The organism is Kouleothrix sp. 19917 (assembly GCF_057073505.1).
Map to the genome: position 1 here is coordinate 7,132,029 of NZ_CP097099.1, position 21,871 is coordinate 7,153,899.

General features: G+C 53.9%; 15 protein-coding genes. 3 read left to right on the plus strand and 12 right to left on the minus strand.

Annotated elements, in window-relative coordinates; genetic code table 11:
• The first annotated feature begins 1 nt into the window (after nucleotide 1).
• The 3 genes from M1P90_RS28825 to M1P90_RS28835 all read left to right on the plus strand — a co-directional run bounded on the left by M1P90_RS28825 (nucleotide 2) and on the right by M1P90_RS28835 (nucleotide 3,867).
• On the plus strand, nucleotides 2–1,846 hold the full coding sequence (locus M1P90_RS28825; RefSeq protein WP_483699150.1) for a class I SAM-dependent DNA methyltransferase: 1,845 nt from the start codon (nucleotides 2–4) through the stop codon (nucleotides 1,844–1,846).
• Between the two features lie 239 nt (nucleotides 1,847–2,085).
• Entirely contained in the window at nucleotides 2,086–3,333 is a 1,248-nt protein-coding gene (locus M1P90_RS28830; RefSeq protein WP_483699151.1) for a nuclease-related domain-containing protein, read from the plus strand.
• A 33-nt stretch (nucleotides 3,334–3,366) separates the two neighbouring features.
• A complete protein-coding gene (locus M1P90_RS28835; protein ID WP_483699152.1) occupies nucleotides 3,367–3,867 on the plus strand; it encodes a GNAT family N-acetyltransferase in 501 nt (166 codons plus the stop codon).
• A 91-nt stretch (nucleotides 3,868–3,958) separates the two neighbouring features.
• On the opposite strand, the gene M1P90_RS28840 is transcribed toward M1P90_RS28835, so the two are convergent.
• The 12 genes from M1P90_RS28840 to M1P90_RS28895 form a co-directional block, all read right to left on the minus strand.
• Entirely contained in the window at nucleotides 3,959–9,037 is a 5,079-nt protein-coding gene (locus tag M1P90_RS28840; protein WP_483699153.1) for an ATP-binding protein, read from the minus strand.
• A 320-nt stretch (nucleotides 9,038–9,357) separates the two neighbouring features.
• Entirely contained in the window at nucleotides 9,358–9,939 is a 582-nt protein-coding gene (locus tag M1P90_RS28845; RefSeq protein ID WP_483699154.1) for a hypothetical protein, read from the minus strand.
• On the minus strand, nucleotides 9,923–10,198 hold the full coding sequence (locus M1P90_RS28850) for a hypothetical protein (protein ID WP_483699155.1): 276 nt from the start codon (nucleotides 10,196–10,198) through the stop codon (nucleotides 9,923–9,925). The genes M1P90_RS28845 and M1P90_RS28850 overlap by 17 nt, the downstream gene beginning before the upstream one ends.
• Before the next feature lie 168 nt (nucleotides 10,199–10,366).
• Entirely contained in the window at nucleotides 10,367–11,224 is an 858-nt protein-coding gene (locus M1P90_RS28855) for a macro domain-containing protein (RefSeq protein WP_483699156.1), read from the minus strand.
• Between the two features lie 18 nt (nucleotides 11,225–11,242).
• Entirely contained in the window at nucleotides 11,243–12,649 is a 1,407-nt protein-coding gene (locus M1P90_RS28860) for a hypothetical protein (protein WP_483699157.1), read from the minus strand.
• A gap of 15 nt (nucleotides 12,650–12,664) precedes the next feature.
• Nucleotides 12,665–13,435: a hypothetical protein gene (locus M1P90_RS28865; RefSeq protein WP_483699158.1), complete on the minus strand. Its 771-nt coding sequence runs from the start codon at nucleotides 13,433–13,435 to the stop codon at nucleotides 12,665–12,667.
• Between the two features lie 169 nt (nucleotides 13,436–13,604).
• Nucleotides 13,605–14,612 carry a tyrosine-type recombinase/integrase gene (locus M1P90_RS28870; protein WP_483699159.1) on the minus strand — a complete coding sequence of 336 codons (1,008 nt, stop codon included), beginning with the start codon at nucleotides 14,610–14,612 and terminating at the stop codon, nucleotides 13,605–13,607.
• A gap of 202 nt (nucleotides 14,613–14,814) precedes the next feature.
• A complete protein-coding gene (locus M1P90_RS28875) occupies nucleotides 14,815–15,612 on the minus strand; it encodes an abortive infection family protein (protein ID WP_483699160.1) in 798 nt (265 codons plus the stop codon).
• Between the two features lie 63 nt (nucleotides 15,613–15,675).
• Nucleotides 15,676–16,677, minus strand: a complete 1,002-nt coding sequence (locus M1P90_RS28880) for an HNH endonuclease (protein WP_483699161.1) — start codon at nucleotides 16,675–16,677, stop codon at nucleotides 15,676–15,678.
• A gap of 99 nt (nucleotides 16,678–16,776) precedes the next feature.
• Nucleotides 16,777–18,849 (minus strand): hypothetical protein, encoded by a 2,073-nt coding sequence (locus tag M1P90_RS28885; protein ID WP_483699162.1) that lies wholly within the window; start codon nucleotides 18,847–18,849, stop codon nucleotides 16,777–16,779.
• Between the two features lie 148 nt (nucleotides 18,850–18,997).
• The gene (locus M1P90_RS28890) at nucleotides 18,998–21,091 is read right to left on the minus strand and encodes a hypothetical protein (RefSeq protein ID WP_483699163.1); all 2,094 of its coding nucleotides are present in this window, start codon (nucleotides 21,089–21,091) and stop codon (nucleotides 18,998–19,000) included.
• Entirely contained in the window at nucleotides 21,084–21,803 is a 720-nt protein-coding gene (locus tag M1P90_RS28895; RefSeq protein ID WP_483699164.1) for a hypothetical protein, read from the minus strand. Before M1P90_RS28895 ends, M1P90_RS28890 begins: the two co-directional genes overlap by 8 nt.
• Nucleotides 21,804–21,871 lie beyond the last annotated feature (68 nt).

Here is a 21,871-nt window from a genome sequence, read left to right on the forward strand (position 1 = left end):
CATGACCACACAACAAAGTAAGAAACGTGGCGCGAAAGCGAATGGCAATGGCCGCACGATCGGCGGCGTCGCCGCGATGAATGCCTACGTCAAAGGCATTGCCGACATCATGCGTCGCTCAGGCCGCGCCGGTGCGCTTCAATATGTCCCTGAGATGACCTGGATGATCTTCCTGCGCATCCTTGATGAGCGTGAGCAGCGGGAAGCCGAGGAGGCCAAAGCGCTTGGGCTGCGCTATAGCCCAACGCTCGACGCGCCCTACCGCTGGTTCGATTGGGCCGCGCCCTACGATTCCAAAGTAACGGATGCAACAGGCCGCGAGCAGGGCTGGAAGCGCAAGCAGCTTCAGGAAAGCGCGATCGGCGCGGTAATGGATTTTGTCAATGGCGACCTCATTCCAACCATCCGGCGCTTCGAGAAGAGCGCAATGCATGGCTCGCGCCAGCATGTCCTGAGCCAGATCTTCGCCAATACTCCACGCACCTACATCGACACTGAGTACAACTTGCTGGAAGTCCTTGACCGCGTCCATCAACTCAGCGAGGAGCGAATTGATACCACCCATATCTTTCCGCTCTCGCAGATCTATGAGGGCATGCTGTTGAGCATGGGCCAGAAGAACAACGATGGTGGGCAGTTCTTCACGCCGCGCGAAGTCATCCGCGCGATGGTGCGCGTGATCGACCCGCGGCCCGGGCAGACAGTTTACGATCCCGGATGTGGAACTGGCGGATTCCTGGTCGAAGCGTTCACGCATATGCACGCCACTTCAGGGCTAAGCGCTCAGCAGATCCGCCAACTAAAACAAGAGACGTTCTACGGGCGCGAGAAAGATGCGCTGATCTACCCGATCGCGCTGGCAAACATGGTTCTGCATGGCATCGACGTTCCGCACATCTGGCACGGCAACACGCTCACCAACGACGCGACCTATACGCGCTTGTTCGAGGATGCACCGACACAGTATGATGTCGTGCTCACCAATCCGCCGTTTGGTGGCAAAGAGAGCAAAGCTGCGCAGGCACGATTTACTCATAAGACCAATGCCACCCAAGTGTTGTTCCTCCAGCACATTTTCGACTCGCTGCGCGAAGAAGGCGTGTGCGGTATTGTTCTCGACGAGGGCGTGCTGTTCCGTACCAACGAGGGCGGCTATGTCGGCACCAAAAAAAAGCTGTGCGATGACTTCGAAGTCTTCTGTATCGTCAGCCTGCCGGGTGGAGTGTTCACTGATGCAGGCGCCGGCGTCAAAACAAATCTGGTCTTCTTCCGCAAAGGCCAGCCGACGGAACGGATCTGGTATTACGATCTTTCGAGCCTCAAGATCAACAAGGGTAATCCTCTCAAGCTAAGCCATTTCGAGGACTTCTTGCGCCGCGCCGCCCTGCCGCCCGATGAATCTGAGCGTGAGAGCGGGCAGAGCTGGACGATCGACTTTGCTGCACGCAAGCAGGAAGCCCAGCAGAGGGCAGAGCCCCATCAGCTGCAAGCACGCTCGCTGCTCGCTGAGGCCAGCGCAATCGATAAGGTTATTGTTCGACTCAAAGCGCAAATTCGGAAGGTTGGCACGACTGAGGAGCGCGACGCGATTTTGAGGCAGGTTGAAGAACACCTCAAGGAGCAAAAGTCGAAGCAGAAGCTGGCGCGTGCCGCGGAGAATGAAGCGCAAGCTATCCTCAACGCCGTCTACGATCTCAAGGCGGTCAATCCGAACGCACCCGACACCCGCGAGCGTCGGACGCCAGACCAGTTGCTCGCAATCATCGAAGAGGCGCAGCAGGAGATCACCGCCGGCGTAGCCGCACTACGTCGGACACGATCAGCGGACTTCTCGATCAATACCTGAGGAAACAAAATGTAACGTTATGCGAACTACATTGCTAGCAACTCTTGTGTGCGCATAAACCGCTCCTAAATTGCTTGCTGCGCTCGCATCAAACCGATCTACCATAGCATTCTAGGCGATACAGCGAGGCACGATCCATGACAGAACCTAATAGTCTACCGAACCTTCCGAAACAGGCAGCTGAGCTATGCCGATCAGGCGCATATCAAGAAAGTCGCGATCTCCTGCGAGCCTTCTTGATGCACGATTACGCCCTCCTCTGGCTCATAAGAGCCAATCTGAAACGAGACCTCACTGAAGCACACGCAGCGGCACAACTCGCCTTGGCGCTAGCACCCGAGGATGAGGCAGTGCAGCGCGCATTAGTTTCAGTGAACCAGCAAGCTGACACCCGTGCTGATAGGCCACCTCCTCAGAAAGATCTGGCCGCGCGCATCGCACTAACAACGGGCATGACGCTCACCCAAGCCCGAGCTGTTATCTGGCCATTCAGCGGACTTCACCGCCCGATCGGTGAACTCCTCGACGCTGGCACGAAAACGCTCAAAGATTTGATCTGGGCAAGCGAACGAGAGATCCAGAGTCCTCGTGACGCTCATTTACGCGACGCAGCGCGTACCATCTTGCTCACGCATCTCCTTGGCGCTGACCCGAAAGAGCCGCCACGGCCGCTCCGCGTGATGACGGGAAGTCGGTATATCGAGCGTCAAGAACGAATTGCAGTATTACTGACTGGCATATCCTCGGGTGTAGCATTTCTCCTATTGACTGCCGCGCTCATTGTGGGCAGCATCTCAACGTGGTTCGGTAATCCATATCCCTGGGTTACTGTGGGAGTCTATGTTGCGCTTATTATTCTCTGGCTTCTTGATCGGTTAGTCGCGAGATATAGTCGTCAGTTTGAGCAGTTCCGCGTCGGCCGGCAGGGCGAGGAGCAGGCGGTTGAAGCGCTTCGGGCTGCGCTAGATAGTCGATGGACCCTTTTTCGTAATATCACTATACCAAACCAGGCGGGGGGAGACATTGATCTCGTGCTGGTCGGGCTCAGCGGGGTCTGGGTCGGTGAGGTGAAGAGCTATACCGGCGTTCACCGAAATATTGGCGACCGATGGGAAAGGCAGCACAAGGGGCGATGGTATAAACTCTCAACGCATCCTGGAAAACAGGCGCGCCGCAACGCCGAACGACTCAAAGCATACCTTCAAAGCACTGAGGCCGCCGTTACTTGGGTACAACCTATCGTCATCTGGGCTGGCGAGCAGCAGGGTGGCGAACAGAGTCAGCCTTTATTCCATGCTCAAGAACCACAGACGCCTGTCTGGCTGCTGAATGAACTCCCGGATCGTATTGAGGAGCTCTGGCACAGCAAGCGCGCGCTCAATGATGAGCAGATCCATCGCATCAATCAAGCGTTGACAAACCTGGTGCTCGCTGCAACGGAAGCAACTCGTAATCAACCGACCTCACGTAAGAAGGCCGCGCTGTAATATCGTATGAAATGTACTGCTAGCTAGAGCTGTATGGATAATGAATTCGCAATTCGCCAGGCAACGGCGGCTGATCTCCCAGGCATCGTTCGCCTCGATAATGATGCCTTTTCGCCCTATGGCACCGCAGAAGATGCTGAGGTTATTGCAGCCCGGCTTACCGTATTTCCTGAAGGCATGGCGGTTGTCGAGCTCGGTGGCCAGTTGATTGGCTATGGCAGTGCGGAGAAATGGCTATCTGAGCGTGAGCCCGTGCTGAATGAACACCCACGAGATACACATCATCCCGGCGGTCACGTCTTCTGCATCACGGCCATGGCTATCAGTTCGATCTTTCAGCGACAGGGGTATGGCACAGCCCTGCTACACTACTTCATTGAACTCGCACGCACCCACGGCTGCTATCAGATCATCCTCGAGACTACGCATGCCCAACAGTTTTATCAGAAGCAAGGTTTTCAGACTATCCGCCAACGCCAAGAGCGCGGTGTCACGCTTGCTATCCTGAGCAAAGATCTCCGCATCAGGCTCTAATTTCCTCTTAGCAGCTCCTGAATATTGTCAATGAAGTTTCCTTGTACTTCTAGTTGACGAGATTTACGCGGGTGTAGAACAAGTTCAGTGCTTAGCTTACCACGACAGGCGTTACAAAGTCATCGCGCATGCGGAAAGCCGCAGACGAACCTTGCTCCACCAATTCGTCAAGCAGGTAGAGGACATCCCGCCGTAGCTCTGGCTGGCTCTTCAGTTCCGGTGGTCGCCTATAGACGTATCGTTGAAGCAGCACCTCAAGCTGAAAGACAGTGCTCGACTTTTTCATCATCTGCCGAGGATCCCCCTGCCTGATGCGCCTTGCGATATAGCTAAATGCTTGAGGAAGTGACTGTTCGCCGATACTATAGAGGAACTGCAGATACGAGTCCAAAACGGTTGATGAAGTCGGCACGGCCTCAAATAATGTGTGAATGCGCTCAGCATATCCTTCCAGGCTTTGCCAGTGGCGAGCACTCTCCTTCCAGCTTGTTCCAAGAAAGATGATTGATACCATCTCCCCTCCCGTTGCGTGCTCGCTATCAATCGTCCTGAGCCAAGGAGCACGTTGTATCTGCGCTGCGAACAGATCCCAAAGTGCCCAGAAGTGCACGGTATTGTGCGCGTGATCTTCAGCGACGATAAGCCCTTCGATAATGGACTTTACTTCTTGTGGGTGGCGTTCAACAGCTTCGAGAATGGGCTGGAGGATTCTTGTAGCCGCAGCAGTGGATGTGCGTAACAGGAAGTATTCAAGAAGCTGAGCTAATGTTGCTTCTTGCTCATAATCTCTCTCACGTCGATCCTCATCTCTATTCCACCACTCTACGAATGTCTGACCAAGTTGCTCGAATGCCATAATTGAGAGCTCTTCAGATGGTGCCTGACTCAGGATGGCAAGGCATAATTGATTTGCATCCATCCCAAACCATGTCGTTGGATCCATGGCCTGGTAAGCATCTGCTGCGATAGCACCAATAGAGAGCTGCTGACGCACAGCGAGAGCCGCCTCTGCCTCAACCAGATCGGGCTGCCGACGAGTTTCATAGGGTCGTCTATCTTCCTCCTCCATCAAAGAGGTTGCCAGTGTCGCTTCTGCCGCCAGCGCATTGATGCAGCGAAGGGTCAACTCTCGATTGGATGACCATAGGTGCCTGCCAACACTCTGTGCTGTGTACCCGCGAACCTCGGTAATTGCATGGGTCAGGGCCATGACAAATCTCTGATGAACGTGAGCACGCTGCCCATCAACGAGGCTTTTTCCAAGTAATATTGGCAGCACCCACGCACAGGCCCGATCAGCGGACATCCCGTTCCGCTGGATACGCGCATTTTGATTCCAGCGATCAGCATCTCGCTCTACCTCCGAGCAGGTAGTACGGATGCACCAGTCTTGCTCCTCGGCTGACATCTCCTCCCAGTGGTCGCGTACGCAGACGGCAGCGACAAACCCTGGACCATCGCGTCCTAGATTATTCTCCTCGGTACTCGAAGTAGTTTCTGTGAGCTCGCGGGCCTGCGTAAGCCGTTGCCGCCATTGGCTAGGATCGGCAGCCGCATCTCTATCGAAGGCTTTATGCGCCCACATCATCAGGCCGAGTCCCGTTTCCAACGATCGCATATGAGCAGCGCTTCGCTCCATCATCTCCTGTATGTCAGGATCGGGCGTGGTGGGCTCAAGACTCACATAGCTCTGTCTGCTGTTCGGAGGGACTTCCTGGGGGTCATCTGTTGAGCCAGGATCAGCGACCTCAGGTATATTTTCAGCAACACGGTACTTTCGCAGATCCATACGAGCCAGGGCAAGTCGCCAGATGCGCTGGGCTTCCGTCTGCTCCTCTACAGGAGGCAGTGCCGCATGATGCTGATCGAGAATAGCGTGTACTCGCGGCGCATGGGGCCCTAACTGAAGTGTTAATATGGCTGTTTCAAAATCCTTCCGCCGATGCGACCGTGCATGTGACGCCGTCCGCTCCTCCTCGTAAAGCCGGTGTCTGATCGGCAAGGGTATGAGACTCCGCCCGGCGGAGGACTCATGAGCAAGCCGATATCGATCAAGCTGCATGCACACGGGAGATTGGAGCAAAACTAAGAGAGTCTCACCGCATACATGCGGGAAGGCGGTTGCCACGCTCGTAACAACCGCTGTAAGCGCCGCAGAGTCACTTCGCTTTAGAATGTCCAGGCAAAGGGCGTCTATCTCACGAGGCTGCTCCTCCGCATAGTTTAGCAGCCACAGCTCCAGGGCCATCAGGATTGACTGCAGCGCATGCGGGCCGACAGACGTCCCACGATAGAGACACCACAGGCGCTCGTTGCACCACTGCCTTCGTGACGTTCCATCTGCGAAGCTCAGGCTGATCTCGTAGGGTGGAGCAATGGATCCAAGGTCTACTCGTGGGTGAGCATACCAATCAGCGCTGTGATTAACTATGTCAATGATGAGTGTAATCCCTTCGCGCAGGTGATCGCGAAGCAGTGGAAGAAACGGGCCATGATATGCGCTGGGAGGAAAGAAGTCGTGGTTGGTGCCGTGCCGCATGCCAAAGCGCTCCTCGCGCTCCAGTACGCTGCCACCAAAGCCGCGCTCACGTCGAAGATCATCCTCTGAGCAGAGCAAGTACTCTTTCGCAAGTGTTATAAGAAGCTCTGGCATGTCGCGCGCAACCGGCATTCCTTCCAATCCATCGAAGATGATCTGCCGCAGCTCTCTCGGTACACGGTTGCGCCTGTTGGTATTAGGGCCTTCCTGAAATAGAGCTGTGAAGCGCTCACGATCAGCGTTTGGGATTTTAGCGATGACCTTGAGAGTCCGATTCCGCAGACCATCCGACTGATAGTCAGTAAAGCCTGCAAGAAGCCAATATGCGATTGCCGCAACAGAGTCAGCGCCTGGCGGATAGGGTGTCTGCCAGGAGACGCCTCGTACCCAGTCCTCGATTAGACCCAGAAGTAGGAGGCGCTCTCTGTCAACGAAGAGGTGAAGCTGTCTCGCTATCAGACCCAAAAGAGAAGCCCACGCCGGGCCATCTGGCACGTTAAACTGAGAGCCAGAGGTAGCTATGTTCGCTACCCAATCAGGGAGGGTCACACAGGCGACACGTAGGAGGTGAATAACGCGATGGAGCAACTGCTTATCCTGTGCCAGAAGCGCAGCGCTATGGCGCTCAAGAAACATCGGCGAGGATGGCGAGCGCAGAAGAGAGACAAGCGTGTCGTCGCGGAAGTGAGCGGGTAGCTCATCTGCCTGAATGACATCTCGAAATAGGCGTCCCGCCATCTCAGAATCACGTGCTACAAGCTCAGTTACCCAGGCGCGATAGGTTCGACGTATGGCTGGATACGTCCCGAGTGCTGTGGAGAATGGTTGAATTGCACCTTCGTATAATTGGTATTGATCATCTACCCAGCGTAGGATCGCCCAGTCCTCAAGAACATCATGGGCGGGCGCTACCAGGGCATTACTTCCGGGCGACGCCGCAATAAGCGAGTCGTGCCGAAGGCTCGCAACTACCTCTGCATCGAGATCGTTACATGCAATATATAAGCTGAGCGCACGAGCTCGTCGAAGCGCAATCTCGGTGAGTCCATGCTCACGACGTTGAGGCATGCCACCAGCCACGCGATGAGCCACGCGTACGATGTCACGCCAGAAGAGCTCCCTTAAGTCCCGTGCACTCTCCGGAAGAGAGCGCTCCTCTGCCCAATTGATCTGGATGGCCTTGTCAAGAATATAGGGGATACGCAGCAGACGACGGAGCGTTGGATGGGCAAGTGGGCGAGCGAGCAATGGGTAAGCGATTTCCACCGCTGATAACTCATCATCACTCAATGGCGGAACTGACATGACAGCATGCTGGATACGTGCCGCTTGCAGGAAGCTCGCTCGGACGAGGTCTGCCGAGTATTCACGACAGGTTAGAACGAGACGCCAGCTAGGATCGCGCCCCACCAATGACAGCAAGTCAGTGAAGGCCTCGCGGGTAGAAGCTTCGAGCAGCCGCTCCACGCTCTCAACGAGCAGTACCTTTCGGCTCTGCCCAGCGAGCAATGCACCTACCGTGACCGCGCTCGCAGGGATCTGGACTTGCCAGAGCGTTTGGTCGAGGTGAGCTTGCGCAAATTCTTCAGCCCGGAAGCTAAATGCAAAATGATCTTCAGCCAGGAGGGTAATGACCTCCTTTGCGATGGACGACTTTCCACTGCCTGAGGTACCCGTAATAAGAACAACCTGGCTCGCCTCAAGGTGCTCCATCGCCTGTAGCACAAGCTGGTTCCGCTCAAGATGTAGATTATCACCGATCGTGGATCGAATGCCGTCAAGGATGAGCGTTGAGTGATCTTGCAGTGCTCGCATGATGCGCTGCTCGGCCCCCTCGAGGGCGGAGTGATGGTGGCGCAGTACCTCCGGTAAATCTTCGTACCGGAATGAGCGTGCCCCGGGCATGCCTTCGCCGACTTCACGGAGAAGTGCGTTCCACGTTGCCTCTGCGGCGCCAAGTGCATCCTGCTCACGAGCAGTATGTGCAAGCAGACTCCTAATCACCCCCTCTGTCTGCCGCGTTGAACTGTTAAGATCCAGGCTGAGCACATGCAACACACGTAAGAAGGGCCAGAGACTTGCGCGTGAGACAACTTGGCCTTCAACATCATTCACAATAGTCTGTAGCTCGGCGCAGTAGCGAACTGCCTGCGTGCTGATCAACCCACGTTTGGCAAGCCGACGCTCAAACTCAGCATCATCATGGGCGAAGCGAGCGCAATCAAGCAGCCCGGAGAAGTGTTTAAGTAAGACATCTGTCCCGTGCAAGGTAACAAGGGCGAAGCGGTCAACATCAGAACCAAACTGCTGAGGATTCTTGAAGTCTGCCCAGAAGTCGCTAATCGCCTTCTTGCACTCCTCATCGGTCGCGCTCACAGTGAACGTCCGCTTCACCTGGCCAACCAACTTGCGGCGAACGTCCCGGCCATTTCGGCCGACGATCAAAAAGTCGTCGGTGCGCCAGCCGAGCTGTTCGGTCTGCAGGTGGACTTCTACTACGCTGCAGTCGTGGAGGATGGGAGGGATGCCGCCTACGAGCAACAGGGCGAGCCAGTGAGCGTTCACGTGCTGCTCGAAAAATGTTCCGCCTCCCCCAGTGGAGATAGGACTTGAAACACTACCACTGCTCATAGATATAGCTCTGGCTATTGCATATGGTCGAACCCCATCTGTTCACAGATTTGGGCTGGACACGGTCAGTGAAAGATTACGTCTTATTCTATCCCAGCTTCGCCATGGGTGCCAGGGTGCCCTCTGAGAATAATGGTAGCCTCTGGAACAGATCTGTTTGTGACCACCCAGATGAGATCGAGCAGCAGATCAGTGAGAACCAGGCCGCCTAGATTGCTCAAATGCGATGTCTAGGATAACCTGGCGCTGATAAACTGTCGGGCTGCGATGGTAGCAATGAGGTCGAGGTTTCATCGCCGTAGCCAGTGATATGGAGACTGTCAGGGAATAAGACCAGCTTCCTTGAGTGCCTGTTCGAGCAGATCAGCCAGTCCCAGATCCGCAGCCCAGCGACGCAGATAGTCGAGGTCGAGCGCGCTTCCCTGGACTTTGAGCACACCCTGGGCGTCAATCCACTGCCGCTCAGAGACGCGCCCACCCATCGCATACCATTCGAGCTTCTGCAGGACGATGTCTTCGGGAGAGGTGAGCTGGAAGGAGCGGGGGTTGCTCGCCGTAATCTGTCCTGGCTGGACGCGCTGCGCCTTCGAGCGGTCGAAGGGACGATCGGGAGCAAGAAACACATCCACCTTGATCATGCTTGCCAGATGCACGAGGTTGAACGAGCTGCGCTGCTGGATTGCATCCTGAATATCAGTCGCCTGAATATAGAAGCTGCCTTGTAAGCGGTCAATGAGCGGCTGTACCTGGTTGGGGCGGATTTCAGCGATCACATCAACATCGAGCGTGGTGCGCGGGACGCCATGCGCGATACTCGCAACCGAGCCGCCAATATAGTAGACCACACCAAGCGACTCAAAGGCATCGACAACCGGTGTCAGGGCGTCAAGAAAGACTGCCATGGCCGCTCACCCCTGACATCAGCGCAGCACGTAGCCGGGTGGCAAGCGCCAGGCCGTACTGCTGCTCGGCGAATAACAGATCAAGCTCCAGCGCGCTTGCCTCAGGGTGGCGACGGCGCAGCGCGGTATAGGCACCTTCAATCGCGAAGCTGGTCAGCTCGGCGGCAAGATCCACACGACGCGCCATACCCGCCTGACGCAAGAGCGCGAGCTGCACCTGTTCAGCCGCTGGATTGGTGTCTGAGATTCCTGATGGCATCGGCGTATCTCCGCACTGACATAGACGCATGCGTATTATACCAGCCGCCCTGGAGCGGTGAAAGATGCGCTACCATGTGGGCTGACAAGGTTTCCTCCTCGACCTAGGGTGAAAGCCCGACGGAGGACTTCCAGCTCACATGGTGGAGAGCTTCTCCACATTGTCACGCTACGATAAGGTCGAATCCAGAAAGTCCTGAAGCTCTACTACATCAACGCTGTTGAGATCTTCTGGACGAATCATAACGGTAAGCCTATTTGCCACAAACCCCTCTTTCGTTGCCAGCGCAAACGAGAGCATGATGAGCTTGGCGAGCGCCATTCTTGAAAGTCCTGTTCGCGCGAGATCCGAGCCAATAATGGGTATGGAGACACCCTTTCCGTGTCCTCGAAGCCGAACCTGCTGCCATAACGTTGTCAGGGACAGCCATATATCGTCAACGGTCGACTGTATGCGCAGGTCACTTCCCATACGCCCGTACGCTGATAGAAAGTATCTTCGCCCTTCAACACCTAATACAAGGGTTGTTCCAATCGGATACCGCCAGCGCTTACCTCTCTGCTTGTCGAGGTCTTGCTGAGTCTTGTTCTTCAACGGTTGGAGTGCCTTATCAATCTCAGCGTCTAGTCGCGCACGGTCGCCGCTATAGATACGATCAAGGAATTGTCCTTGCACGCTTGACTGCTTGATGATTTCGCCGAGCTCCGTGTCAAAAACATCATTGAGACCAATGACAAGATGCTCTGGCTGGTCAAACAGATCGCCAACCTTGATTTCAATGGTATAGTCGGGCGAGCTGAAAGAGCGCGAGAAAGATGTGCGAGGAATATTTCTGGCTACAGCAAACACGAGTGAGACGCACACCAGGCCAACATAGCCTCGCCATCCCCAGTTAACGCGCTCCGGCAGAAAGAGACCTGCTGGCTCGATGAAGAGCCAAATCAGGCCAAAGATAGTCACAAATGCCACTGCAATACGCCTGAGGCCACCTGCAGCCAGGAGCTTGAAAAACACTGATGGACTCATACACCCCTTCTACCACGCTCATGACTCAAGAACGCAATCGCCCTCAAACTCAATATTCACCGGATCTCGGCTGTCATAGATCCGCGCCCGCCTACCACGAAACCTGACACGCATCTTTTTGGCTCTGATCGGGCCAAGCTCCAGTGCGAGAATGCTCTCGACAATATTCTCAGTCTTGAGCAGGTAGGCCGTATAGAGCCATGCCTGGGGCAGGAAGAGGCGGGACTGCGTGTGCAGCCATGCCCAGAGCTGCGGCAGGGTACGTATCGAGCTTGTCAGGGGTGTGCTGTAGCCGCTGCGCACCTGATAGGAAGATGCTTGCTCAAGCTCTTTCGGTAATGGCTGGCCCAGCAAGATCAGCCGGGCGCGCAGCTCAGCAATCGTATCGGCACTATAGCCGCTGAAGCTAAACTCCGTTATTCCACCTCTATTGACCTGTGGCAGCGGTGCAAGCAAGATTGTGAAGACGGTATCTTTTCCACGCGACTCCGACGTAACCGACTGAACAAAGGTGTTGCCTACCTCATGCTTGTCTGCGTATACAACATGTCTGCGCGCTTGAAACTCGCCAGGGTGGAGTGATTGGATGTCGTGAGCCTGCTCCAGAGTAGCCGGAACGATCTGTAGCTCGATGCTACGGTCTCCCTTCCTAGCCGTCCGATCTGCCTGATAGAAATGCTGATTGAGCATGACCCAGGGAGCCGGATCTTTCACCATGCCTGGAGACCGTCCTGCCAGTGATGAAGTTCCAGTGCCTTTCCGTGCTGGTGAGGGCCTAGCTCCCGCACCTGTCAGTGCGGCAGTCGCACTATCTGAGCTTGTGTTAGAACGAGGGCTCTCAGCTTTGAGGGCTGGCTGCGTGCGAGCCCTGGCAGGTTTTCGCCGAGCGATAGACTTGGCATGACGAGCGTGCAGCCAGGTTGTAAGATGCTTGCGAAAGTGTGTGGCAAAGCTCGCGGCGTTTTCATAGTCATGCCAGAGGCCCTTACCACGTAGCTTACTCTTGAGGTCAATTACCCCGGCCTTCTGCTTGATATCATCTGGCGTCGTAGGGTTAAAAGGTGCGTTCGAGAAGTAGATCCAGATCGCCGGTTTCCTTTTTCGCCTGAAACTCTTTATCGCGCGGTTGAGCTCCTCTACCGTGCCAGAAATATCACGGCGAGTGGGTGTTCCGATACGCTTCCAGAAAATCACCACCATCAACGCATACTCCTGCATGTCACCCAACTGCTCGTTGATGATAGCTTGCCCGTCTTTACCTAAGCCGGGAAAGGCACGTGAGGAGTCTATAACCTCAAGCGTTATATCAAGTGCTGGTGCAGTTGTCTGGTTGAGCTCATCAACAACAGAATGCACCGATTTACGCTCGCGTGCAACATCAGCTGGCGATGCGAGGAAAATCTTCAGCTTTTCAATCTTTGGCATAGTATGTATCAGTTCTTACTCGCCAGTTACCGTTCTGGGCTGTGTTCTCGTAAAGTCATTAGGATCAGTCGGCACTTCAAATACTGCACAAGATCTGAGCTGAGTGCTAACTTGCTGACCACCATGGGCTATAACGCTGAAACGCACCGAAATATGCCCTTTATTAGGCAGCTTAGGCTCCTGATAATTATTAACTGGATAGAGCCTACCACGAATGAGCCAGGGTGAATTTGGAGCATCGAATACAAAGTCGATAAAAACTTGAGCAGCTTGATCTGGGGCTACTGTCAGAGGAAACAACGATGATGAGCGAAATGAGAGCGGTAATGATGGATTACTAAGTAGGCCTTGTACATCCACCATAGGTTCTGCTTCCCAGTATATCGTTTTGTATGTAATAAGTCTGTTCCCCCCGGTTAGCATGCTTTTATCGAATGTCAGGATCTCATTACCTAAATATACTGTCGGAGTAATATCATCTATTGCAGTCGTATTTCCACCTATATTTTTGATATTTAGGCTAACACGACAAACTGCGCTATGCGGTATTGATGTGCTAGGCCCCATTCTTTGATTTACGACAAATGTTGTAGGCGAGCTGCCACCTAAAACTGGCAAAGCGGAATCAGGTAAGAATAGAACAATAACTGATAGTACGACGAGACCAACAAATATTGACCAGACCAGTCGTTTGTTGCGCTCTGCCCGGGGTGTGAGAAATCCACTCACCAGATTGGCTACTATACCAAGCGCAACGCCAAGCAAAAGACCTAGTACTATCTTCATCACCTAATCTCCTGCACGGCAATCAGGCTGCAAGCACAAGGCACACGGTACTGCAATCTCTACAATCGCAGTCAGGGCTACACCTCTAATACTTTCCACGTCTTGCGAGGATGCATAGACTACTTGGTGTATATTTATTCCAAATTTGTCGGTCTACTTTTTATCGTGTTTAAAGAGCTGTACGCTCCAAAGCTCGACGCATGTCATCCTCATCCGGGGTGAGATAGATGCCAGTGGTGGCAATACTACTATGACCAAGCGTGCGCTGTACAATCGCCAGGTCAGCGCCCGACTCGATCAGGCGGCGCGCCAGACTATGGCGTAGCGTATGTGGCGTTGCTGCCTCCAGGCGCTGTGCTAGGTCGAGCATCTCGCCGGTCCGCTCCAGCGATTCGGCCGCCTTGGCATCAGTGCGAAGACGCTCTGCTGCCTCATGCGCACGCTGCTCAACCACCCGCTGCACCAGCCGCTGGTTGATACCGGGCTGCATCGGACGACCTGCCTTTGTCGCATGGAAGCCAACGAGGAGTTGCTCCCGCTCGATCTCGCTGCCCAGCGTCGGAATTCCACCGGGACATCGTAGCCGATGCAGATAGCGGCGCAGTAGCGCGATAGCCTCACCAGTCAGCACCACCCGGCGCATCCGACCGCCCTTGCCATGGCGGACAGTTACGGTACCCCCGTCCAGGTCGAGATCGCGGAGCTGCACATCGCAAGCTTCCTGGGCGCGCAGGCCGGTGTAGATCAGCAGCGCCAGTAGTGCCTCGTCGCGCAGGCGAATGTGCTCATCCTTCTCACTGCGCACGGCGCGTAGGATCGCATCGACTGCCTCGGCAGGCAACGACTTGGGAATCGGCTGGCTGGTCGGAATGGCCTTGATCTCTTCAACCGGGTTTTCGTTGATCAGCCCGGCATGCTTTGCCCAGTCACAGTAGGCGCGCAGCGTCACAAGCGCCCGATTGATGGTTGCCGGGGCCGCTGCGTCATCTTTCTGACGCGCGAGCCGCCAGGTGTGCAGGTCATTCGTGCGCAGCAGCGCAGGATCGAATGGACGGCTGTAGCGTGAATTCCACCACGTGGCGAAGCCAATCAGGTCGCTGCGTACCGCCTTGATTGTTAGGGGCGATCGCCCTTTGTCTGCCAGGGAGGTCAGGTAGCTGCTGATCGAGGTATGCATTGCGCACCTGCAAAGCCGAACACATTTGCGAGATCATAGCAGGTGTTATCCGACGCGTCAATGGGGTTGGAGAGCAGCGCAAAAGTAAGATGTTATCCGACGCGCTAAGGGGCTCTCAGACAGTTACATGTCCAATAAGAGGAAATATCCGACATGGTTGAAGGTGTGCCAGTCCTCTGTTGGATACCCCATATTGGTAGCACTATGGTGGTGATAGCTTCATTTCGTTATAGGTTTCTAGCAGAAAAAGACAGAGAGCGCCAGCGACGCTCACGGACAGACGTGCATGTCGCTCAAGTGGCTCTCCCCGTAGCGGCGCAGCACCATGTGCATCACCAAGCTTGGTTCGGAGGGAACCAATGCCCTGTACGATCGAGATTGCTCCCTGAAACATGGCGCGAAAATCCTCGCTGGCTGCCTGCTCTGGGGAGATCTTAAGGAGAGGATGTACTACTTTTGACAGGCCTCGCATATCTTGCACAGCAGGAAACGGCTGGCGCATGTCGTGCAGGATATATTTGTAAGTGGCCTCAATCATTGAGCTAGCGGCGGTCAGTGCATCTGCGGGATCATTACTGAGCGATAGTCTTGCACGATCGATCTCCTGTTGGATAGTCTCAATTGGTTGACCATGCAGCATGGCTGCAACCAAGTCATCCACGGCGTGACCAGCCTGGACGATCCTGTTGCCGATGCGCTGCCAGCCATCGCCCTGTAGTGCTGAAATTAAGGTAGCAGAGGCAGGGTTGCTAAAATCGACAACATGGCCAATAAAAGCGATCAGCTTATCAACGTCATTTTTGTCCGTAAGCCGGAGCGGCTGGATATAACTATCAAGGAACTTATCCTTATTTCGGGTTGATGTGGAGGCCACATCATCACTGGGGGCAATACCGGCATGTGAGAATTGAATCCGTAAATCGTTATATGAGCCTCCATGATGCTGAAGATACATATAAAGCTGTGTGATAACTTTGCCTGAGATAAGTTCTTGAGGCATTGCCTTCTCTTCTCTACAATGCACAAGTGGCATGCCGAATACAGAGCGCAAGCATGTAAGGGATTATTGACTCCTGTTGAACGAGTGACTAAAGAGCTTACCAGCGCAGGCCATATAGATCTTGTCTAACCTACTTGCATCTAGCACATCAGGAATCTGTACGTCTAGCTTAGTAGTGAGAAATAGCTCGATGATTTGTATGTACTGCTTAAACAGCTCTTCGGGGACTGCGGTGTATCTTTTGGCATTGAGGTAGCCTTCATAGTAATGAGCAGTATGCTGAAGACACCTGACCAAGGCCACTTCTAGATCATCCAGTTCTTCCTGATAATGAAGGATGACCTCACAACTCATTGCAAGTTGGATAACGAGGTTGTAAAGGGTATCACCTTTTTCAGGCTCAACCATCATTCGATCTTTATTCGCAAAGTAGTCGGAGAAGAGCGAATGAGCGATATAGATTTTACTTGTTGCGTAGTGAAGATTCTCGAAGAGCGTGAATTTATCGGCTGCCAGTGGTCGGATGAGGTAATCCATCGCTTGTCTCAGTCGATCATCCACCTTATCAGTTGCAAGATTTCGATATGTCCAGAAGCGCTGGGCGGCCGCGAAGAAAGCTTGCGCAGCCTGCTCGGAAATTGGCTTGTAGAGCAGGGCGAAGAAGGGTTTGGCGAGTTCGATGAAGACGAGGAGATCAGACAACGCTATGGCTTCTGGGTTATTACGTGCTTTCTCACGCCCAAGCGTCTGTTGAACCCAAAGCTCATGTTTGGACTTGATAAAATACAGCCGCTCTACCGGGTATGCGGCGAGATCTCGATCGATAAGCGCATGATCATTTGGGCAGAGCAGTATCAGATTATGATAAGAGTTCCGCTCTGCAATACCGAGAGGGCTATTTCCACGCGGGCCTGAGGGCTCTTCTGCAACAATATGTGCCTGTTCACCGAGCGGGAAACCTGTTCCGCCAGAAGAGCTTTGGTGAGAAAGTTGTGCGTGGCATATCGCGCAGCGATTTCCAGAAGCACCCCATAACAGCTTGATGTCCTTTGGTGATATTCCCATTTCACTCCCTTAATCGATGCGTCGTTGCATTTCCGTACTTGGAGAGCATACCAAGCGTCTGTGAAACTATCGTCACGAACGCAGATCTGGTTGTTTTGGCTATGAGGGAGGCTTCTTGCGAGCCGCAGAAGGTCGCTTACTGTACGTAGTTGTGCTGGAGGGGCGTGGCCGATTACCAGGCACAAGACCAACAATGACAGCTTTTGGCTTCATATGTGGCAGTTGTGGGTCTGTCGGCAAGCCGTCCACCCAGAAGCCATCTTCCAGTGTATAGAGCGACGTGGGATCGGCTGGTTGTCCCGCCCGTCTGCGCTTCTTGGCATGATCAGCACGACCTGCGGCGTTGCTATCACGAAGATCCAATACCATCAGAAATGCAACCCGGTCGGTAGCTGCCGCATAGATATCCGGTTGGGTAAGAAAGTCTTCATGAATAGCTTGCGGATTGACAGAGCTAAACTCGTGCTTGACTTCGATCGGAAAGAAGCATTCTTCAAATCGAAGCCCGTTATCCGCGCGACCACCACCGATGCGCGCATGCTCATAGCTGACATTTCGGTTGTATTTGATTCGAAGTGCCTCGAAAAGATGCTCCTGCAAATCTCTTTCAGAAGCACTTTGGCCCTTCCCCTCATCCTCTATGCATCGAGTATAGGCTGGCACCGTATCGCGGACAAGACTGACAAAGCTTACGATCTCTTGAATCGTTTCTACCAAACGGTGCCACTGGTGAAGTGGATAAGGGTCTAGCTGGGCGCGCAGCTTATAGAGCAGGCTACGTACTGCACCGTCGACTGCGGGATCGGAACCATAAAGGTCTGGTCGGTCTATTGGAAGCAATGCCAGAGGTAAGCCCAATTTTTCGATGAAGCGGTCGACACTATTGCTGCCGACCGCGTCGAGAAAATTTTCTAGCACCTCTTCAGCAGATGTATTCAGCCGTTTCGTCAGCTCGTCAAGCTGAGGAAAGCGGTTGTGGAGAATGTCGCCAGCCGATCCTGTTTCGCTTACTATCGCTATCTGCTCAAGCGCTTGAAGACTGCTGGCTACATTGGCATCATGGGTCGGATCTAAGCGATAGCGTTCGACGACGAGAGTGAGACGCCGCCGCCCGACTGCGCGTATCACAACGGAACCAAGCTGTGGTGAAAGAACACGATCCGCAACTGCGCTGATTGCTGCACTGATGCGCGAGGATGTCTCAGTGACAGGGGTTTGTGAGCGAATGAGAGCATGGAAAGTTGCAAGCTCGATCAATGCGGCATCAAGATTTGTCCAATCCTCCGCAGCATTGGCCGATAGCATGGCACGCTTCAATGCATCAACGACACCCAGGACACGAACAGCCATGAGGTCCGTATATGGGGATCGATAGTCTTTCCACATACGGGTATTGATCCGCTGGAGATGTGTTTGAAGACGCTCAATGTCTTGCAACACCCTCTGTACCATTTCTGGTGATTCGTCGGTGAGCGTGTGAATAGCGACAACTGCATCGACCAGTATATGAAAAAGTGCCGCGTCATCGCGCGTCTCTTCTGTCATCTCTGCTTGCACGAATAAGGCTTGTGCCACGCTGAGTCGCTGCTTTAGTTCCGCCCGGTTAGAGGCCAGAAAAGCCTCTGAAAGCGTGATTAATCCGAGCTGGTAGTATGCCTCTGACTGGACAGCGAGATCTGTAGCTGTATAGAATGTATGGAGTTTACCGCGCAACGCTGCATCTGGCTGCGCATTATCCAGCCATCCAATAACCTTTGCAGCTCTGATGAGGAGATAGCGTGAGTCGTTGAGATCGAGGCGCAGCAGAGCTGCGGCTATTTCTGCTCGTGCAAGCGGGTTGCGCAGCGCAAGGATACTGAGCGCTTCGAGGAGGGATGGCGCCAGAAATGGGTCTTGAATGCCCTGTCGATAGGCTGCAACTAATGCATCAACAGCTTGCGTACTCTCCAAAGGGGCACAAAGGGCCAGGGCAAGGGCAATGCTCCGCTGGGTCAAGCTACTCTGCGCCCGGTCGAGCGCAACAATAAGGGCCTGTGCTGCCTGCAGTACGTTCGGTACATCGAAGACGCGCTCCGCAAGTTCGTCGATGTAATCGTCGGTGGCGGATCCTGGTTCGATTGTACGCAGATATGCCTCCACTTCTTCCCATGGAGGTATCACATCCTGCTGCATACTGCTTAGACCAGGCTCCATAGACCAGACCTATCCACTATCTGATCTTCATGTTTTGGGAGATGGATATGCAACGAAGGAAAACTTGCACCCTGGTATTTTAGCACATGCGTTTCTCTTTGGGTAGCTCTATAGTGAGTCTTGTATGTTAGAAAGCATACGGCAGAGCTTGGGCTCCATATACCTTGGCTGGCTCAGTTGCCGCAGAAAATTGTGGTCGGGCCGTGAAGCAGATAATCTGCATTTCGTCCCCATGATTGCGATCGATCTGCCGAAAGATCGCAGCCAACTCTTGAAAGTCATCTGGCACCATCTCCCCTGACCCTGGCTGATCAATGAGGAGAAAACCGGGATGGCGTCCAAGTCCAGGCTCGCGCCCGAGCCGCATCATTGCCGTAAAAAAGGCCAACTTGATGCGTAGCCGTTCGCCTTCGTTGCGAATACCTGTGAAATGTACCTGCTCACCATGCTTGCGCATCTGCACTTTGCCGAGTGGCGTACACGAGAGATCCGATATGCTTTCAGCACCGATCTGCCTGGCCAGTTCTTGCGTAAGCACACTCAAGCGCTCCATGCGAGTCGCGTTGCGCCGGGCAGCCTCCTCTTTAATCGCATCACGAACCTTCTCAATGATACGGGCGCGGCTATCCATTGCTTCAATGTCTGGCTCTCGCACAGAAAGCTGCGCTTGGAGCACTGCGATCTCACCCTGACATCGGCCAATCTCGATCAATTGGCGCTCGTGCTCTGCGTTCTCCTCTTCGGTCGGAAGAGCCTGATCAATACCGCTACCGACAGTCTGTTCTACGATAGGAATCTGGCTTTCGAGCGCTTCGATCCTGCGGCGTAATTCCGCTAACTTCTCACCAATAGCTGTTCGTCCCCGCTCAAGATAGAGTACCTCTTGCTCGGCCTGGTCAGCCACCGACTCTAGTGCTGCGATTTCGTCTTCGCCTGCGACAGTAGCTGGTGTACCGCAAAGTCGGCACTCATGTGTGGACTGTTCTCGCGTGACAGCTTCAGTGCTTACCGGTGTATCACAGTTTGGGCATAGGCTCACGGTCAATCCTGTGAAATGAAGTGCAAGGGCGGCTTGTTCGCGATACCGTCTTGCTGCGCTTCGTACACGCTTAATTTGTCCTGTGAGAGAATCGCGCTCTTGTTCTAATCGTAAGCGTTCCGCCGATTTCGCTGCCAGTTCTTGACGAGCTTCCGTAAGCTGCTGAACAGGCTCTGAGCTACCGAAAGAGGTTCGTCGTACGCGTTGAGCCTGCGTAATAACAGAGATGGTCTCGCGCGCAATTTGGCTTGTCTTTTGAAGCTCTGCGATCTTATCACTTATGGTGCGCTGCTCCTGATCGGAGATACTCCGCTCTTCTTGGATCGTTCGCCTTGTACGTGATGACTCGATTCCGAGCCGGTTGAGAGGTTCAGCAAGACTGAGATTCAGAAAAGTTGAAAGGATGAGCCCATCCTGGTTGCCAGTCGCGTGTTGTGCATCACAGATCAAGTATTGATGGCCACCGTCGGCGAAGAGGAGTGCTTGAAAGTAGGTAAGCCAGCTTGTGCTGCGCTCAGCCAGCTCACCCCCACCTGCCTCCCTTTGGTTCCAAGACAGTGCAGTGAGCCCAAGGTTCTGGAAGAAGAACTCCTTCAAAGCAGCCTTTACTTGATCGGCACCAGTAACAGAGAAGATGAAGGAAACAGATTCAACAACTTCTGCAATTGGGCGCAATTCCTCACCCGGAACGAGGGCTGCTTGGAGCTCATCGTCTGTTATATCAAGCAGAATCGTATACACGCGCTGATCAAGCGCAAAGACAAGCCAAATACCTGTAATCCACTTACGCACATCGGCGTCGTAATCACTGTTATCACCGGTTAGAGCGAACTTTATCGTTTTCATGATAGAAGATTTGCCCACATCATTATCCTCAATGAGAATGACGTTTACCCCAGGCGCAAAGGGTTGATCGTAATTAATCGGCTTGATCGTTCCATCACGGAGGCGCTTCTCCCCAGTGAAGTGCAGTTTGTGAATACGAAGTCGTGGTGCCCGATTATTCAGGGCCTGGTCTGAGAGATCAAGTTCGGCAACAACCTGTGCGATCGCTTCGCGCGATATACGCTCGCGGGAGGATGGCCGGAAACTGTTGTAAACGTTTGACACGAGTGCATCGACATCAAAGCGATCCGTGTCGTTCGCAACCGCATCATTATTAGGTGTCGCGGCGTTACTCATCAGCAAACTCCAGTGGCTCGCCAAACACGGCGGTGAAGTGCGCAGCGATCTCCGGAAAGGAAAGGTCGGGGATAAGACCTTCGATTTGTGCCTGGCGATAGCCAGTATGGCTGTACTGAAGGGACATTATCTCTGCGGGAGTCAGGTTGCCAAAAAAGCGATAGATCAGCCCAATCCGATCGGCATACCAGCGTCCGTGATCAACTGCGGCTACGAGGCGATCAGCTTCGCTCAACGCCAATGCTGAGACAAAGTAATACTTCTGTGGGCGAGCGCCCTTTCTCGGTTCGAGACCTGTGTAGATCAGGCGGCGTCCATACCACCACGCCTCAACATCATCCAGACGTTCATAAGCACCACGCCAGAATTTGCGAAATGGCGTCGTTAGGAGCTCTGGCTCGTTGTTCAGGAGAATCGACCGTATTAAGGCGGTAATCTCGTCCCGATCAATACTACCCACGCGACCAAGCCGGTAGAGTTCGGTCAGCTCATAGACAAAGTAGCCAGGGTAGCGCAGCAGAAAGTCCAGCTTCTGGAGATAATATTCGGGTGTGAAGTAGCCGACAATCTCGTGGGCTGGCAGGCATTGGAGACTCTCAAGGGCGGTATCGGGTTGGCGGGCAAAGCGAACCAGGATAAGCAGAAGGCGTGCTGCATCGACCTCAACAAAGCGTTCTGGAACAGCGTCCAGGATAAAGCGCTGATTACTCATAGTGTTGTTCGCATTGAGTTTGCATGTAAAAGATAGAGATTGCTAGCGCATATAGATGGTGCTTGCCA